Source organism: Stenotrophomonas sp. RIT-551, assembly GCF_026241915.1.
In the GTDB taxonomy this organism is placed as follows: domain Bacteria; phylum Pseudomonadota; class Gammaproteobacteria; order Xanthomonadales; family Xanthomonadaceae; genus Stenotrophomonas; species Stenotrophomonas bentonitica_A.
This window is the reverse complement of record NZ_JAPJIU010000001.1, coordinates 193,034-211,910: the sequence shown is the minus strand read 5'-3', so window position 1 is coordinate 211,910 and position 18,877 is coordinate 193,034. Positions and strand designations below refer to the sequence as shown.

Sequence of the window (18,877 nt, the reverse complement as noted above, 5' to 3'; positions counted from 1 at the left end):
TGGCGCGCCATTCAATTGATACCAATGGAGAATCCAGATGAGTGAGAACCAAGCCGCTACAAAGTCGCACGCCGAAACGGAGCAGAGCCTCGAGCCACGCCAACCAGTCGTGGCGGACAGTGAGCAGCGTGCACGCTTGAGTGATTTGGCCGAGAGGCTGGGCGAGGCCGTGCAGGTCAAGCGCGGCGTAGTGGGCAAGATCGAGACCATGCAGCGTGCACGTCAAGCAGCGCAGGCCGATGCGGATGCTGCGCGCGAGAAGTGGCGGGAAAAGCTGCGCGAAGGGGATGGCACACTAACGCGCGAGGTCCAGAAGCTGCGCGTGGCCGAGCGATCCGCGCTCTCGCTGGCGGAAGAATACGGCTCCTTTGAAGAGGAGATTGCCAAGGACGTGCCGCGTGTCGAACTTGAAGCGGTGGATCTTGCATCGAAATGCATCAGCCTGAGGAGTGCAGTGATTCAGGAGGCAGCACAGCAGCTTTACGACGAGACGCTGATGGAGGTAACCGATAGCCTGGCGCTGGCCTTCGAAGTGTTTTGCAGAGCAGAGAACTCCGGTCTTCCCGCCGCTCAAAAAAACACCGTTGACGAGCTGGCGGGGCCATTTTTTTGGCGCATCAACCGGCACATCTGTAGGCACCTGGATGACGCGCAAGTGGACGACCAGGTGGACGCTTACTTGGCGCTCCCGCAGCTCGACTTGCGGGATGTGGACATGGAAATCGTCCGCAGCCCAGCGCGGCGCGAAATGCTGAGGAAGGAGTTCGGCTCGAACGCAGCCTGACAGTCAAGTCATAGATCAGCACAGACGCCTTGCCCGCGCAGTGCGCGGGTAGTGGCACCTAATTTTCTACTTTGACTTTTGGGCAGCCGCACTGCGGTGGAATCGCGCCCCACAAAGCTTCTATTCTTTGCAAATGGATTTAGCATTAGGATCTTCGGATACCAGGCTCAGCTCCCCCGAGCAAGACTCATTCATCCTGTCCGGTTGCTATCTAGTAAGGTTGCGTACTAACACCGCACTGTGGCCGCCGTTCAATGCTACAAGGGTGTTGAATAAATGGATCAGGGGAATTGCCCGTGCTGCAACCTATTCCTCAAAACGAGGGAGTCACCGGCCGCGAACGCCACCTGGCAAGACTGGCGTCCGACCAGTTCTTTTCACTTTGGTCCTATCCCGGCCTAACTCGCCCTGCCAAAAGGGGCATTACCAAGGAATTGGCAGACCTTGCCGTAATCTTCGGCGACGACATGGTGCTTTTCTCTGACAAGGATATCGCGTGGCCGACCCATCCAGACGTGGGCGTTGCGTGGAGCCGTTGGTATCGCGAGGCCGTCGTGGCATCAGCGATTCAACTTTGGGGCGCGGCGCACTACCTTCGCGGGGCAAGTCCCGCTGTCTACCTCGATGCCCGCTGCGAGGTTCCATTTCCGTTGCCGGTGATATCAAGTTGTACCCGAATCCATTTGGTCGCTGTAGCAGCGAACAGTGTATCTCCGGCTCGCGACTACTTCTGCGAAATAGGTGGACCAGGCAGCAGTGGAACCTTGATGCACGCGTTTGGGGTGCCTGAGGTCGTCGAGGGAAAGCGACCCTTCATGGTAGGTGACCTCGATCCGAAGAAGCCCTATGTACATGTCTTAGATGAGGAAAGCCTCGACCGGCTCCTATCGGAACTTGGCACTATCGGCGACTTCATTCACTACCTCACCGAAAAGGAAGCCGCCGTGCGTAGCGGCAGGCTGGTGATGTACGCCGGGGAGGAAGACCTGCTGGCCTTCTACCTACAAGAGAGCTTGCCGAGCGGATTTGGACAGCTGCCGTTTGCTCAGGGGCGGCTTGTCGAAGGAGCATCAGTTACGATTCCAGAGGGAGAGTGGCGGACCTATGCCAACTCGCCGGCCTATAAGGTTAGGGCGCGCATGAGACAACGCGCGCGGGACTGGTATGAACTGATCAACCCCTTCAGCGCCGCTGTACTGAATGCTCAAACTGGTGAGGCTAATGATACCCCTCTAGATATGCATGAAGTGACGCTTCGCGTGGCCGCGTCGGAGAACCTGGCCTCCCGCGCCCGTCTCGGAACTGCGTTCGTCGAGAAGTACGAGAGCGTACCTGAGGGCATACGCACATCACGTGCAGCTGTGTCTTTGAGCCAACCTGGACGCTTATACCTGTTCGTATTTGTGCCTTGGCTGCGTCAAAAGGTGACTTACGAGAAGTACCGTGAGTTTCGACTGGCCATGATGCATGCTTATGCCACTGTTGCTCCTCTCAAGTTCCCAGGATTAACCGAGCTCATCGTCATTGGGGCTCAGACTCAGGACGAAACAGGCACTCGCTCGGAGACTATGATTTACGCAAAGTACGAAGGACCTGTCAGCGCTGAGCAAATCGCTGAAGCCCGCGAACTGATGGCATCCGAGAGTATCTTGTCAGACATGCCAGTTCAGGCACTACGTGCGAACACTGCTCAGATCAGTCTTCCACGAAGGTATACCCGCAATGAGCCGTGTCCGTGCGGCTCACTCAAAAAAAACAAGAAGTGCTGCAATGTGTCCGGGGCACGTTACAGAAAGATTTATGCAGGCACCATCGGCTAAAACGGACGCGAAATTTTTCCAACAGGCTTCTTGCTAAAATCGGAAGCCAAGCCTAGGTAGGCGCCGTTGCACCCAATGCGGTTTCGCAGTCCAGTTCCGGTTCTTGCTGTAGAGCAATTGGAACACCCCCAGCAACGCACTCAACAGTGTGGAAAAAGCCACTCCAGTCCTCGGCGCTTGCCGCAGGTACGGGCACGACTCGTCCTTTCACCCCCGCCAAGAACCGTTGCATCTGCTGGGGACGTGCAAAGTACGCCGGTGCTCGTTCCTCGGCCTCGGTCGCAGTTGAGTAGAAGACTGTTTCAAAAACCTTACTCGAACTCGGATCGGAAGGCTGAAATGCAACGTCTTCCAGTTCTCCCGCCAGATATCGTCCGAGAATGAACTCATCAACGACGGGTATACCCATTGCGGCTAGGCCCACGTGGGTGGCCGTGCTGATGATGACTAGCGAATGTATCTTAAAGTCATCGCTTAGCTTTATTCCTGCGCGAGCCATGTCTGCCACAAAGTCGGCACGGTTGTTCTCTACGGCAGCAGCCTTGCGAGCAATCTGGCCAGCCGCGCCAAGAACCGTTTTCCTATGCAGGGCAATGCCCTTCGCTTCAGTCGGCTCCAGGATGCACTTGGCCTCACCCAAGAACACCGTATTGCCAATAGAGAACACTAGGTCAATCTGCTCCGCTCGACCTTTCAGGGGGCGGAAGGTGTAGTCAGCAGCGAGGCACATCGATACCTTCGATAGTATTTTCGATCCGGCAATGGCCTCGGCTACGACGTCTCGGATATGCTGCTCGAATACCGGACCCCGCCTTTCTAAATCAAGATTCGCCTGCCGCATCCACACGTCCACCAATCTACGAAGATTTGGGGAAACTATGGCAGCAAACACGGGGGCTACGGTTTCGGAACCGACTGGCACCAGTGGCTGTGCCCATATCTCCTGACCAGGCTCCCCCCGGTAGGTGAAGAACTCTATCACCCTCCTACCGTCAGGCTTCTTGATTGCGGCAGCTGTCTCTAGCGCATCCGCGAGTGCTTCCACTTGCAAGGTCGGCACATATCCAGGCATCCATACCCTCACCCTGTTGTCTCCAATAACCTGCTCGTGCTTCTGACCAATCCCCTTCAGCATGACGCTTGCTGTACAAGAGAGAACTGTCCACGCGTCAAGGAGTATTGAAAGGCTCAATCCATTGAGCAAAGGCAATCTATCGTTGAGCAGCGACTCGTAATAGGGCTCGGAGGCATGGGCACGTAGTACCTGCATGTGCTGCATCACCTGGCTGCATAGTCCCTTTCTCGCAATCTTGATTGTCTGTCGCTTGCCGCGCCGCTCAATGGCTGATACGTCACGTATGAGGAAATGGCCTCCCTTCGCCAGCTGCTCACGCTGGAACTGGGACGACATGATATTAAAGGACGTGGCCAACGATGAGCGTCGGGCCAAGCCTATTCTGTAGCCACGAAGTACGTCGATATCACGCGGAACAAAGTGCTTCACTCCGCCCTGATCGAGCATGCGATAGCCGTTCCACAAACAGTCATCCCATATGTCCTCTGTAAATCGGTACAACACCCCTAAGTTCAATTCCAACGCAGCTTCTGCCCACTCCACCTTATTCATGGACGGATTCCCCGCGAGGCTTGGACGGCCCTGCAGAACGACCTTGATCGGCAGCTCAATGCCATCAACCAAGCCCTCCACCACTTCGTCTGGCTTCCAGTTGAATCCGCCGGGCAAGGTGAGTTTGATCGCCGCCATTTCCTCAATTGCATAGCGCTCATCGGACATGGCCTTTCGCCGTTCCTGAAATTCGGCCAGCGCGGCCTTGGTCTTATCCCGTGCTATGAAGAAGTCATAGTTGGAGATTGCAACAAACGCTCTAAGCTTGGTCGTCGCGGTGATCTTCTGCGAAGAAGACAGCTTCAGGATTGCTCGAATCGCATCTAGCTTTTCGCCGACGGCCAACCCAGCTTCATACGTCGAGCTATCGACTTCATCTTTAGTCGCAGCACGCGCGAAAGCGGCGTTCCACTTTTCGGAAGTAAACGATCGCCGCAATGGCCCTGGGACCCTGCCGCCGCGCACATTGTCGTTGAAAACGCCCATTTCGCCCTCCATCCGTGGCGTAAGCCTTAGTCTAGTGAGTTGAGTGACAATTCACCAAGTTTCGTTTGAACTTTGAGTGCGTCCGAAGTTTTGTAGTCTCCGCTGATAGAATCACTACTACGCTACCGGTCAGACAGGGCCTCTAGTTTCATCGACAGCTTATGGCGGCGTAGCCTAACGCGGAGCGAGTCTGATCCAGCGAAGGTCTTCTAGCATTCGGTGTCCCAGAGTACTTCCGTCCGAGCGCACAAACCTCCGCGCCCACGTAGCAACGACACTGCGCTACCGCCCGACACCCCAATTCAACCAGAAGGGCACGCTTAACTTGTCGATGTTGGGTCGCTCCTGAAACAACCAATCAGTGGGAGAAGCGCGAGCGGAGGTAGTCGAGGCCCTTCGCAGACTCTTGAGAGGGTGTTATGGCTACGTCGGCGTTACCACTGTTATCACTTGTTACCGGCCGCTAGCAGCACGCCACATCTTTACAAGCGACTAATTTCAATAGCTTTCATACCTTTCGTTACCAGTGTTACCACTGTTACCAGAAGTGCCAGCATGTCCGGAACACGAACAAGCTCTCCGAGGGGCAGAAATGTGGCCGAAGTTCTTATGAGGCGGAGGCTTTGAGCACGGGCGGCTGCGGGTAAAGCGACGATGAGCTGTTACCGAAAGCCCGTTGCCAACAGTCAATACACAGCGTTCCTGAAACGCTCTGGATGTAAAGAGTTGCTTGTTGGACAGTCTTGGACATCTATCTCCTCACCGCGTGAACTTTCTCCTGGCTAGTCACATGCGAATCCAATTCAGCACGCGGCGTTTGCTCCTTGGGTGCAGGGTTCCGCAGGTAGACAGCCCCCAATCTGGTCAGCCGTAGAGCGTTGCCCAGCCTAGGCTTGGCCGAGTGCAGGTGGTGCAGAAAAACCACCCTGCAAAGCCCCCAGGCGTGGAGGGGGGCAAGTGCGCGCGTCGGAGTCCGAGCATCGAGGCTGCAATGAGCAGCACATTCGTTGATGGCAAAAAAAGGGACGAGCCCGGGGCTCGTCCCTTGCGATCGGGGCATCGCGCGTCACTTCTTTTGGGGTGGCAGCGGCGGCGGCAGCCTGCTTGACGCCTGCGTGCTAGTACTGGCCGTGGAAGCCGGCGACAAGACGGGCTTGGCAGGCTGGAGAAGCGCAAGCCGGCTCATACTTTCCATACCGACCCCCAAGGATCCAAGTCTGTTGACGCTGTCGTTAGCGAAGATCACTTGGACGTTGGTCTTTTCCTTCTTTGACATATCTTTGCCTTTAGCCTGATAACTATGCACGCCAGCAGAAATGCCCGCCGCAGCGAGCATCACAACACCGGCACCAAAAGAAATCGCTGCCGCCTTGTCCAGATTGGCGAGGCGACTACTAGCTCCGCTCTCCCCCCGCGAAATAATTGATTCTATATATCGTTTGCTCTCCGCATAGGCAATGAGCACGGACACAATGGCAATGCCAAACGAAGCTACACCGAGCGCGTACAGCGAAAGGCCCGCCAAGCTCGTCGCCCCAACCGTCGTAAGTAGCGTGACGATCAGGCCTATACCAGCAGTGGATAGAGTTATAAGGCTCTTATCATACTCAAGCGATAGGTTCAGCCAGGCATTAACTGTCTGGCTGTAGAACTGGATGCGCTTTTGCGCCTCAAATTCGGTGGGATCCACAATCTCTTGCCGTAGGCGCTCCGGAGCGGCTATTAGATCGCACTTTGACTCCGACTGACTAGCGCAGATTGACACGGACCCCGGCGGAGCTCGTCATAATTCTTGCCGATAGGACGGTCGCAGCGCACGTGGAGCTTCCAGCCTCAGCATACCCCGCTTGCCATACCACCAGATTCAGTGGCGGTAACTTTGGCGGTACCCGACTAGTCCTATTCACATATAAACTTTTACTATCAATATGTTGCAACCGAAATGCGAATCCCTCCGGGCGCACCATCTGAACGTCCAACAGCGTCCTATGAAGGCCCAATCTTCCTTTGAAATCAAGGATGTCGGCCTTTTTATGTCTATTTCCGTCCCCGAGGAAATGCGGAGGGCGACCCGCGCGCGTTCGTACGCCAGCTGGCCGCGGTGTGGAAATCTCCGCCCATCGCCACACGATGCAACGTACTGGCCTGCATCATTCAAGAGCGCATTGACGGCCGCGCCCGCAATGTGGCCGTGCCGAGCTCGCAGGCAGCAGCTACGTTCTGCCCAACGGCGAGAGCTACGGTAGCAGTGAGTAACTGCTGGCGGTCTGCAGCACCACTACGCCGCCGTGGGCTCGCTGTCACACTGGCAACGCGAGGTGGCCAGCCGATGCCGGGGGCAACTCTCGGCTGGTGCTGACCATGGCCGCGATGTTCGCCGGGCCTCTGCTGCGCTTCACCGGCGCAACTGGTGGGGGGCTGCCATATCGTGGTTGGCAGCAGCAGTGCCAAACCTACGGCGCTGCGCGTTGCCGCAAGCCTCGTTGGCCCGCCCGAGTACGCACGCGTGTGGCGCAGCGCGGCCAATGAATGGGCTGGAGGGCGTGGAGGTGCTGCACAACGAAGCCACGCTGATTCCGGTTGGCTAAAGCCCGGGAATGATGGCCGCCTCTCCCAGGTTGTGCGGATACCTGGACTCGTTACTGTCAGCCTCTTCGTCTTCGATGCGCGCAGGATCCACAATAGTCCAACCTGATTGCTCTTGGTCCGACCAAAGCAACACATATCGGCGCTTGCTCTGCCTTTAAAGAAGCAGATCGCGTAGCTCGGAACGACGCATCTTACCGATCGATACTTTGGAACGAACTTTTACTCTGTTCACTCGAATCCATCGGGCGAGGAAAAGTCCAACGGTCACTGAGATGCAAAGCCAGCAGGCGAGGATAGAAAACAGCAGACATAGAGGATCTTTCACTGGCTCGACCGTGATGTGGGTGTAGCTATGAGTTAAGCGCTGGCGAATATGCGGCCGGAAGCCGTAAGGCAGTTACCAGTTGAACGCCACACCCAGCGCCGCAGGCCAGCTTGATTGCTCCTTTTTCATCGCCCGTAGCTTGGCACTTCTATCCATGGAATCCGTTCAACGTGGTTCAACTCCGGTCCCGTGGGTAACTCGCAGAAAGGCCCGTTGCGGACACGGCGCGGCGCGTCGACCGCTACAAAGCGGCGGGGATGGGGCCGCTGCCTGCTGGGAGGCAGGCAGCGGCGAGGCGGCGGCAAGTCGGGGGAGGCACTTTGCAGTTCTTGCCACCATGCTGGGATCCACAGCACACGGGGAGTGCGACGCTGCGAAGCCAGCAGAGACAGGCTACGGAGTGAGCTTTGGCAACAACATCAGACGATTCTTAAATGCGGGCACCGCCCTATCGACTCGCTCAGCCGAACAGATCCGATGCCAGGCAGTACACCATCAGTTCCTGGTCGGTACGGGTGCCCAGCTTGCGCATCGCGCTGACCTTCTGCGTACTGACGGTCTTACTGCTGCGGTTGAGGGCGCGCGCGATGTCGCCCACGCTCCGGCCACTGGCGAACAGGCGGATCACTTCGAACTCGCGTGGCGACAGCGCGGCCGCCGAGGCGGCCTCACCGGCCTCGGGAACGGCCTCCTCGCGCGGTAGTTCGGGCGAGCGGTATATGCGATGGGCAAGCAGACTGGTCAAGGCGGTGTTGAGCTCCTTCAGATCACCGCTCTTGCGCACCACGCCGTTGGCGCCGGCGCGATACATCTCCGCCACGAGCGATGGGCTGGCGACCATCGTGAGCACCAGAACCTGAGTGTCGGGAAAATTCCGCGTCAAGTAGGAAATCAGCTTGATGCCGTCGCCCAGGCGGTCGTCACCGGGCATACTGTAGTCGGTGATGACAATGTCAGGCATGTGGTGCTGCACCAGATCGACGAGCCCGGCCGGGTCCTGCGCCTGGCCGACGACCTCGAAACGCGGGTCGCGGTCGATCACTTCGCCGATCCCGGCCAGCACGATGGGGTGGTCATCGGCAATGACGATCTTGGTCTTCATGGCACTGTCTCCAGCCGGGTTGGGGCGTTCACGATGGATCAGACGCGGCGGTGGATGCGGACTGCAGCTGGTCCAACGCGCGATCCAACCGGGCCAGGAAGGCATCCGTCGCGGGGGCGCACTCCTGCGCACTGGCACCGGCATCGATTTTATCCTCTATCAGCTGTCCCTCGTCGACCAGGCCCTGGCCGGATACCATCACCAGCGCGCCACGCAGCCGATGCAGCATCTGTTTGAGCCGTTGCGCCTCGCCGGCATCCAAGGCCAGACGCAGGTCAGCCATATCACTGCGCATCGTAGCCAGGAAAAACGGCTGCATGGCCGGTGACACCGCCAGAATGTCGGGGTCGGGCTCGCCGCCTCCGGTCACGGGCAACAGGCATTGGTACAGATCGTCCAAGCGGATCGGCTTGACCAGACAATCGTCCATGCCCGCCCGCCGGCAGCGCTCTCGTTCAGCAGGATCGGCGTTGGCGGTGGCGCCGAAGATCGGCACCGTCACCCCTTGGGCGCGCAGTCGTTGGGTGAGCGCATAGCCGTCCAGATGCGGCATGTTCAGGTCGGTCACAACCGCATCGAAGCTGCGCTGGGCCCAATATCCCAAGGCTTCTTCGCCATCACCGGCCACCACGGCATGACAGCCCATCTGCTCCAGCTGCTCGCGCAGGATCATCTGGTTGATTGGATTGTCTTCGGCCACCAGGATGGTGAGACCCAGCAGCCGCAAGCCCGGGGCGGCCGGTTCGGCTGACCGTTGCAATGCATGACCGGACGCCAGTAGCAGACCATCCACCATGGCATCCATGCGATGCATGGACACCTGCCAGGTGTCGTCCAGTCGCTGCGGGTGGTCGCCCCCGCCGCTCCGCGCGACCACGTGCGGTCCGTCCCATGCCCCGATCGCGGCATCCAGGGGCACGTCCAACAGGGGCGTGCCGGGGGTAATATCCAGCTCGGGCGCGCGGTGCAGTATCTGCGCCAGGAATCCGCGCTGGCGCAGGCGCGCGCACAGGTTTTCCGCCAGTTCGCGCGCCGGCGAACGCACGAAGACCGGCTGCTGCGTACCGTCCATCCGTGGTGGCACAGCAGGTCCGTCGGGCGTGTCCAGCATCAGCTCGAAGCTGAAACTGCTGCCCAGGCCGGTGTCACTGACCACCCGCAGCTCGCCGCCCATCAGCGCGACCAGTTGCGCGCTGATCGCCAGCCCCAACCCTGTGCCCCGCTGCGCATCAGCGCCTGGATTGGCCTGGTAGAAGGCCTCGAACAAATGGGCTTGATGATGCTCCTGGATGCCGATGCCGGTGTCGGCGACCTGCCAGCCCACCTGCACCGTGTTGCCCGGCACTGGTGTTGACTGCAGGTGCAGCCTCACCACCACACGGCCCGCTTCGGTAAATTTGATCGCGTTGCTGATCAGGTTGCTGAGAACCTGGCGAATGCGTGCCGCGTCGCCATTGACCTGCTCCGGCACGTCCCCATCGATGCATGCGTACAGCTGCAGATGTTTGCGAGCAGCCGAAGCGGCGTAGGAGCGCAGCACGTCTTCGGTGAGTTCGGTCGCTGAAAACTGTACCGGCTCCAGCAGCAGCTGCCCGGCTTCCGCCTTTGACACATCCAGAATGTCGTTGATCAATTGCATGAGCGTGGACGAAGAGCGCTGGATCGTACCGAGGTAGTCCTTCTGCTGAGCGCTTAATCCGGTCAGCCCCAGCAGTTCCAGCGTGCCCAGCACGCCATACAGCGGCGTGCGGATTTCGTGGCTCATCGTGGCAAGGAACAGGCTCTTGGCCTGGTTGGCCTGTTCAGCGTCCTGACGCGCCCGCTGCAGGACCTGCTCAGCCTCGTGCTGGGCAGTGAGGTCGATGAAAAGGCACAAGGTGACCGGCTCACCGCGATAGCGCGCCTGGGTAGCACTGACCAGCAGGTGGCGGCCGTCGGGCGTCTTGTAGGGAAGGGTGCGACCATGCTGCGCCTGCCCCAGAATTTCACCCCGCCACGCGCCCGCCCAGCCGGGGGCATCGTGCTGGTCACCAAGCCAAGCCCGGGCGAGCGCGTTTTCCAGCACCACGGTGCCATCGCTGCTGCGAAGGAGGCACAATCCGATGGGTGCAGCTTCCAGCACTGTCCGGCTGAATGCCTCGCTTTCCAGCAGACGCTCCTGGTTGCTGCGCAGCGGCACAAGCACCGAGCGGCGGTAGCTGCGCAGGGCAAGCACGCCACCAAGGGCCAGCAGGAGTGCGGCGATCACACTGGCTATCAACGGGCCGCGCTGGTGATCAAGCAGCCGCGTCCAATCGATCTGGTAGACCGCCTGCCAGCCATCGGCATTGCGCATTCGATAGATTGCGCCGCTGCGGGTGTAGTCCCTGTTCTGCACACCCTGGCGGGGCACCTCCGGGCCGTATAGAAGCTGCCCGTCGGGGGCGATGATCGAGAGGCGATCAAAGATCGGCTCGCCCAGCACCTGCTGATGATCATCGATCCGGGCAACATCGAGCATGCACGAGATGGCAGGTGCGCCACTACTGGCCCAGTCCGATGTGTCCTGGGGCGTGCGCATGACCGCCAGCAGCCAACGGCTGCCATCGGCGAGGTCGCGCCGATACCAGCCCAGACCGCGGGTCTGCGTGCTTGCGGCGGTACTTTGCGCGTGAATGATGCCCATCATTCGATGAAGGGCGGGGTCCAGATCCTGACCCGCTCGGCCTGGGGAGAGCGCATGCGGTACCAGCACGGCCACCTTTCCGCTTCCATCGAGCAGCAGACAACGCGGTGAGGGGTAGCGGGATCCGGACCAGAACGCGCCATAGGCATGCGAAAAGGCCGTACCCAGCGCGAGCGTGGCCGCGTCCGCCGGGGCGTCGCCGCCGGCCACCGAAAAAGGGGAGAGCGCAGCAGGGTTGGGCCTTGGGTCGAGGAAGCCTCCACCGTAGCCTGCAGGATCGACCGCGCTGGCCTGGCGGCTTTGCCAGCTCGCCATGAAGCGCTCCTGCTCGTCCAGTGCTCCGGTCAGCCGACGGAAGTGAAAATCGATTTTCTGCTGCTCTTCACGCAACAGTTGAAGCGAGCTCGACAGCACCAGCCCCGCTTGCACCGTAGCCAGGACGATCGTTCCAATCAAAAGACAGTGGAGCCATAGCGAGCGGCGAGCGAGCAGTCGGACAGGGGATGCCTCGTTGGGCATGCAGCTCTCTTCGGGCCAGACGTAGGCGTCTAGCATAAGAATAATCCATCGCAACACAAAGGAAAAAGCCCGCGGTCTCTCGACCGCGGGCTTGTCATACCACTAGACGTTTACGGCGTACGCCTTACCAGCTGATGCCAGCACCCGCCGACACGCTCTGGTCGCTGCCGCTGAACGCACCACCGAGCGAGACCGACACGTTCTTCTTCTCGCCCAGGATGCGCTGGTAACCCACGGCCAAGGCAGTCCGACCGTTCTGCGAGCCCACACCGGCGCCCAGGCGGTTATCACCGTTCAGACCGGCGGTGTTGATCGCCATACCGGCGTAAGCCGCACTGATGGCACCCATCCGATCGATACGCTTGTCCACCGCCTGGAAGCGGCTGTTGGACCAGTCATGTTCGGCCTTGAAGCGGTCATCCATCTGCTGCAGGTTGACTGCATCGGTACCGTGAGTGCCAGCAGCGACGTTGCTGATGACACGCTCGGCACCGGCCGCACCAACAGAGACTTCGTTGTCCCGTTCAGTGGTGGAGCCACTGCCGATGGCGACAGAACCTTCGTGGGTCGCCTTGGCGCCTTCGCCGATGGCAACCGAACCGGTACCGCTGGCCGAGCTGCCTTCGCCAACGCTGATCGAGCCGGTACCGCCCGCGGAGCTGCCCTCACCAACGCTGACCGAGTTGTTGCCACCGGCCGAGCTGCCACCCCCGACACTGATCGAGCCGGTGCCGTCGGCCGAACCACCGCCGATGGCAACTGCACCCTCACCAGCACCCGGAGCGACCAGGCCGCCCTCAGCACCGCTGGCGCCTTCGCCAGAGCCGTTACCGTTGCCGCCACTGCCCGTTGCCAGCGAGCCGTCCGCGATGCCCTTCTCGATGGTGCCCACACGCCCATCCAGGCCATCGATCTTGCCCTGCAGCGCATTCTTCATGTCAAACAGCTGGCCACCGTTGATGGCTTCCATGCTGCCGGCGCCGATGATGCCGTTGGCCACGTTGGCAAGCACGGTGCCGTGGGTGCCACCCAGCGTGGCACGGGACAGGTCGGCCCCGTCATAGGTCAGCACGCTGAGGGTCTGACCACTGACCGGATCGATTGCACCCGCTGCACGCAGCTGGGCGATGGTCACCACGTCGTCCTCCTCCGTGCCGTTGGCCACGCCGCTGACGCGACGCTTGCCGTCGGTGCCTTCCATGTCCACCACAGTGCCGCCCTGCGCCTTTGCGACCTGGACATTGCCGGTGGTCTTGTCGAGGGTGACCAGACCCGCCGTGCCGTTGGAGAGGTCGCTGACAGTGGTACCCAGGCTGCTGAGTTCAGCCTCGTTGGTGGTGGTGCGGTTGTCGATGTTGGTGGTGCGCTCGTCGATGTTGGTGATGGCGTCGCCGAAGGTGTTCACCGTCTTGCCGCCTACGGTGTAGCTCGGCTGCGACACGGTACCGTCCTCATTGACGACCGCACCGCCGCCCAGGGCATTGGCAACGCTCTCGGCGGTGCCCTTCAGCTGCGACACATTCACTGCGTCGCCATCGGCCGTACCCGCTGCCACGTTGGCCAGCGTACGCGCTTCGCCGTCGCGATTGGCGAAGTCAACCGTGCTACCTGCCTGAGCCGACGCCACCTTGACCGTGCTGGACGATGCATCGAAGGTGACGAGACCACTGGTACCCGCCGAGAGTGCTTCGTACTGCTTCGTCAGATTGGTCACGCTGGTGCTGTTGCCCGTGACACGACCATCCAGGTCCGTCAACGAGGTGTCCACCGCTCCGAACGTATCACCGACAGTGCTGTAACTCTTGCCACCGATGTTGAAGCTCGGTGCAGTGATGGTGCCGTCCGCTGCCACTGCCGCGCCACCGCCGATCGCATTGGCCACGCCCTTGACCTGGGCAACGTTGGCCGCATCGGTGTCGGCGGTGCCGGCCTTGACGTTGGCCAGCGTGGTGCCACCGGCTCCGCCCAGGCTGACCGTGCCCTTGTCGGCATCGGTATACGCAACAGCCAAGGGATTGGCTTCGCCACCACTGCCACCGTTCTCCCCCACGTACTTCTTCAGCTGGCTGAAGTTGACCGCATCGGTTTCGTCGGTGCCCGCTGCCACGTTGGACAGTTTGCGCGCTTCGTTCTTGCTGTTGGCAAAGTCGACCTTGGTGCCGGCCTGAGCCGATGCAACCTTCACCGTCGCCGACGTCGCATCGAAGGTCACGATGCCACTGGTACCGGCCGAAAGCGCTTCGTACTTCGTGGTGAGGTTGGTCACACTGTTGCTGTTGCCCGTAACACGGCCGTCCAGCGCCGACAGCGACGTATCCACGGCACCGAGCGTTTCGCCCACGTTGCTGTAGCTCTTGCCCCCCACGCTGAAAGTGGGCGCCGTGATGGTGCCGTCCGCCGCCACCTCGGCGCCACCGCCGATCGCACCGACTACACCCTTCACTTGAGCGACATTGGCCGCATCGGTGTCGGCCGTGCCCGCCTTGACGTTGGCCAGCGTGGTGCCATCGCTTCCGCCCAGGCTGACAGTGCCCTTGTCCGAGTCGGTGTAGGCCACTGCCAGGGGATTCGCTGCGCCACCGCTACCGGCATTGTCACCGACGTACTTCTTCAGCTGTCCAAAATTGACGGCGTCGGTTTCGGCGGTGCCTGCCGCCACATTGACGATCTGACGCTCGCCCTTGACGCTGCCAACCGAGATGGTATTGGCACGGTTGTTTGTGGAAGCACTGCCCAGCGACATGGCATTGGTCGCACTCGCTGCGACGCTGGCGTTGCGGCCGATCGCCACCGAGTTGGTCGCGGAAACATCGACCCGGGCGAGCGTGCCGATGGCCACCGCATTATCGGCGGTACCGCGCGTGCTGTTACCCAGCGCCACCGCATTGGTGCCTTCGGCGCGCGCATTGGAGCCTGCGCCAAGGGCGTTGCTCGCCGTGGCCAGTGCGCCATTGCCCAATGCCAGGGCGTCGATCGCGGTTGCCTTGGCTTGACCCATGGCCAGAGCGCCAGACCCCTCAGCGATTGAGCCGCCACCAATAGCGGCCGCCATCGAGCCCTTCGCGCTGGACGCTGCACCCAGCGCCACCGCGGCACTGCCGATCGATTTGCTGGAGGCACCCACGGCGACCGCAGAGTTGTTCTCATCCACGATTGCGGCTTCAGATCCCTCCGGAGCATCAACCTTGAGGAACGCGTCGTTTACGGCGCCACGCGGACGCAGATCACCGAGCGCGGACACACGGCTCTTGACCTCGTTCAATGCCAGCTTCGTGGTTTCACTCTCGCCGGAGACCATCGAAACGAGCTGGCCGTAGGTGGCCACGTCGGTGTCATTCTGCCCGGCTGCAACATGCGTGATTCGACGCTGCAGCTCGCTGCTGCCAACCGAGACAGTGTTGCTCTCCGACGCGACCGAATTAATGCCAATGGCGACCGAGCCGAAGCCAGCTGCCTTGGCAGCAGTGCCACCACCCTTGCCACTGAACCACGGGTTGGTCGTCGCGGCCGTCAACTGGCTCATATTCACCGCATCATTGGCATCCACGCCTGCAGCCAGGTTCTTCAGACGGACGGCATCGCTGCCACCGGCCTTGCCCAGCGTCACCGATCCGTAGTTGGTCGTGCCATCGGTGTTCTGCCCATACACAACAGCGGCAAGCGCATTGCCCTTGCCATCCACCAGGCCGCTGTCGGCCAGCTTGCCATCAAGCGCGCTGGTACGTCCCTCAAGATCGGTCAGCGAGGTATTCACGGCGCCAATGGCGCCACCGACGCTGTCGTGCTTCTTGTCGCCGACGGTGTAGGTCGGTGCGGAGAGCGTCCCATCTGCCTTGACCGTGGATCCGCCGCCCAGTGCGGTGGCCACCGAAGAGACCGCACCCTGCAGCTGAGCACCGTTGATCGCATCGGTGCTGGTGCTGGTTACCTTGCCCGCAGCAACATTGGACAACGTAACGGCCGTGCCAGCCTCGCCAAGCGTAACGGCGGCATAGTTGGCGGTGCCGTCTTTCTTCTGGTCGTAGGTCACTGCCGCCAGGCCATTGCCCTCGTCGTCCACCATGCCCATGCCAGCCAGCTGTTCGGCCATGGTCTTGGCGCGGCCGTCCAGGTCAGACAGCGACGTGTTGACCGCCCCGATGGCGCCGCCAACGTTCCCGTACTTCGCCTCACCCACGGTATAGCTCGGCGCGGCCAGGGTGCCGTCCGCTTTTACCGTGGAACCACCGCCAAGCGCCGCAGCCACCGAAGCCGCATTGGCCTGCAGCTGTGCGCCGTTGATGGCGTCCGTGCTGGTGCTGGTCACCTTGCCCGCAGCGACATTGGACAACGTAACGGCCGTGCCAGCCTCGCCGAGCGTAACGGCGGCATAGTTGGGAGTGCCATCCTTGTTCTGGTCGTAGGTCACTGCCGCAATGGCGTTGCCCTTGTCGTCCACCAGACCGCTATTGGCGATCTGCCCTGCCAGTTCAGTGGTGCGACCGTCCAGGGAGGTCAACGATGTATCCACCGCGCCAAGGGCATTACCGATGCTCTCGTGCTTCTTGCCACCGACGGTGTAGCTCGGCGCGGCCAGGGTGCCGTCCGCTTTTACCGTGGAACCACCGCCAAGCGCCGCAGCCACCGAGGCAGCGTTGGCCTGCAGCTGAGCGCCGTTGATCGCATCGGTGCTGGTGCTGGTTACCTTGCCCGCGGCGACATTGGACAACGTAACGGCCGTGCCAGCCTCGCCGAGCGTAACGGCGGCATAGTTGGCGGTGCCGTCTTTCTTCTGGTCGTAGGTCACTGCCGCCAGGCCATTGCCCTCGTCATCCACCATGCCCATGCCAGCCAGCTGTTCGGCCATGGTCTTGGCGCGGCCGTCCAGGTCAGACAGCGACGTGTTGACCGCCCCGATGGCACCGCCAACGTTCCCGTACTTCGCCTCACCCACGGTATAGCTCGGCGCCGCCAGGGTGCCGTCCGCTTTTACCGTGGAACCACCGCCAAGCGCCGCAGCCACTGAAGCTGCATTGGCCTGCAGCTGTGCGCCGTTGATGGCGTCGGTGCTGGTGCTGGTCACCTTGCCCGCAGCGACATTGGACAACGTAACGGCCGTGCCAGCCTCGCCGAGCGTAACCGCAGCATAGTTGGGGGTGCCATCCTTGTTCTGGTCGTAGGTCACTGCCGCAATGGCGTTGCCCTTGTCGTCCACCAGACCGCTGTCGGCGATCTGCCCTGCCAGTTCAGTGGTCCGACCGTCCAGGGAGGTCAACGATGTGTCCACGGCGCCAAGGGCATTACCGATGCTCTCGTGCTTCTTGCCATCGACGGTATAGCCCGGTGCCGAAATCGTGCCATCGGCCTTGACCGCGGAGCCACCGCCCAGCGCCGCAGCCACAGAAGCCGCATTGGCCTGCAGCTGTGCGCCGTTGATGGCATCGGTACTGGTGCTGGTTACCTTGCCGGCGGCCAGATTGCTGATCTTGGTGCCTTTCTCGCCTGCCAGGGCAACCGAGGCCTTGGTGTCATCCGCATAGGAAACCGCCAGCGGGCTGCCGCCATTTTCAGCCACCAGCTGCTTCAACTGACTCAGATTCACCGCATCGGTGTCCGAAGTGCCTGCGGCCACGTTGATGATCTGGCGTTCGGCCTTCGCACTGCCAACCGAAATGGTGTCAGCGCGGTCATTGGTGGAGTTATTGCCCAGCGACATTGCGTTGGTAGCCTTCGCGGCAACGGCGGCATTGCGGCCGATCGCCATGGAGTTGGTCGCAGAAACATCCACCCGGGCGAGCGTACCGATGGCCACCGCGTTATCTGCAGTGGCACGCGTGCTGTTGCCGAGTGCTACCGCATTCATGCCTTCGGCGCGTGCGTTGGCACCGGCCGCCAAGGTGAACGCGGCAGTGGCGCGGGCACCATTGCCCAGCGCTGCGGCGTTGCTCGCCGTTGCCTGGGCCGAGCCCATGGCCAGCGCACCGGAGCCTTCCGCGATGGCACCGCCACCAATAGCCGCAGCCATTGAGCCTTTGGCGCTGGTGGCGGCACCGATGGCCGCCGACGCGCTGCCAATGGAGCTGCTGGAGGCGCCGATGGCCACTGCCGAGTTGTTCTCATCCACCACGGCTGCATCGGAGCCTTCCGGTGCATCGATCTTCAGGTAGGTATCGTCGATGGTGGCCCGGGCCGCCCGCTGGGTCAGTGCAGAGAGCCGGGTGTCGACCTCCTTGAAGGCACGCTGGGCGCTTGCGGTGGCGCCACCGACCAGTGCCGTCACCTGCCCGTACGTGGCCGCGTCCGTTTCGCCCTGTGCGGCGGCGAGGTTGGTGATACGACGGGTTGCTCCCTCTTTGCCGACAGACACCGTGTTGGCTTCATCGGCCACCGAGTTGATCCCCAAGGCCAGCGAGTTGAAACCGGTTGCCTTGGCGGCCGTGCCACCGCCTTTGCCTGCCACGTAGCTGTTCTCGGCCGGGGTCGCACCGGCGACGGCCGTCTTGAGCTGGTCCAAATTGACCGCGTCGCTGCCATTGGTACCGGCAGCGAGGTTGGTCAACTTGACCGCGCCCTTGCCGTTGCCCAGCGTCACCGAGCCATAGTTGGTCACACCCTTGGCGTCACGGTCGTAGGTCACCGCGGCAATAGCGGCCCCATCGGCCGCGAGCACGCCGCTGTTGGTGAGCTTGTCCTTCAGTGTCGTGGTGCTTTCGTTGAGGCTCGCCAGCGCCTGTCCCAGGTTTTTGTCCTTGCCGTCTACCTTGTAGGTAGGACCAGTAACCACGCCGGTCTTGGCGTCGATTGCCGCGCCACCGCCCAATCCGGCAATCAACGGAGTCAGCTGGCCGACGGTGGCCACGTCCGATGCAGCAGTGCCGGCAGCAACATTCACAATGCTGCGCTTAAGCGTCGCATTGCCGACAGAAACCGTGTTCGCCGTCTGTGCAACTGATTCCGCGCCCAGCGCGACGGACTTTGAGG

At 61.2% G+C, this 18,877-nt stretch carries 8 protein-coding genes; 3 read left to right on the top strand and 5 right to left on the bottom strand.

All coding sequences use genetic code 11. The features are described from left to right. Window positions 1-37 precede the first annotated feature (37 nt). Window positions 38-784, top strand: coding sequence for a hypothetical protein (locus ORK51_RS00855; RefSeq protein ID WP_266083478.1), 747 nt, complete (start codon window positions 38-40; stop codon window positions 782-784). Window positions 785-1,074: 290 nt separating this feature from the next. Beyond that, window positions 1,075-2,604: a hypothetical protein gene (locus ORK51_RS00850; RefSeq protein ID WP_266083477.1), complete on the top strand. Its 1,530-nt coding sequence runs from the start codon at window positions 1,075-1,077 to the stop codon at window positions 2,602-2,604. Window positions 2,605-2,656: 52 nt separating this feature from the next. Here ORK51_RS00850 and ORK51_RS00845 read toward each other — a convergent pair whose 3' ends face one another. Beyond that, window positions 2,657-4,717, bottom strand: coding sequence for a hypothetical protein (locus tag ORK51_RS00845; RefSeq protein ID WP_266083475.1), 2,061 nt, complete (start codon window positions 4,715-4,717; stop codon window positions 2,657-2,659). 1,066 nt (window positions 4,718-5,783) lie between these two features. Further along, on the bottom strand, window positions 5,784-6,407 hold the full coding sequence (locus tag ORK51_RS00840) for a hypothetical protein (RefSeq protein WP_266083473.1): 624 nt from the start codon (window positions 6,405-6,407) through the stop codon (window positions 5,784-5,786). Window positions 6,408-7,127: 720 nt separating this feature from the next. On the opposite strand from ORK51_RS00840, the gene ORK51_RS00835 reads away from it, so the two are divergent. Next, window positions 7,128-7,412 (top strand): DUF927 domain-containing protein, encoded by a 285-nt coding sequence (locus tag ORK51_RS00835; RefSeq protein WP_323053913.1) that lies wholly within the window; start codon window positions 7,128-7,130, stop codon window positions 7,410-7,412. A gap of 679 nt (window positions 7,413-8,091) precedes the next feature. Here the strand turns inward: ORK51_RS00835 and ORK51_RS00830 are convergent. The 3 genes from ORK51_RS00830 to ORK51_RS00820 all read right to left on the bottom strand — a co-directional run bounded on the left by ORK51_RS00830 (window position 8,092) and on the right by ORK51_RS00820 (window position 18,788). Further along, window positions 8,092-8,733, bottom strand: a complete 642-nt coding sequence (locus ORK51_RS00830; RefSeq protein ID WP_266083470.1) for a response regulator — start codon at window positions 8,731-8,733, stop codon at window positions 8,092-8,094. 28 nt (window positions 8,734-8,761) lie between these two features. Next, window positions 8,762-11,953, bottom strand: coding sequence for a hybrid sensor histidine kinase/response regulator (locus ORK51_RS00825; RefSeq protein ID WP_266083468.1), 3,192 nt, complete (start codon window positions 11,951-11,953; stop codon window positions 8,762-8,764). 88 nt (window positions 11,954-12,041) lie between these two features. Further along, on the bottom strand, window positions 12,042-18,788 hold the full coding sequence (locus ORK51_RS00820) for a YadA-like family protein (RefSeq protein ID WP_266083466.1): 6,747 nt from the start codon (window positions 18,786-18,788) through the stop codon (window positions 12,042-12,044). Window positions 18,789-18,877: the final 89 nt, after the last annotated feature.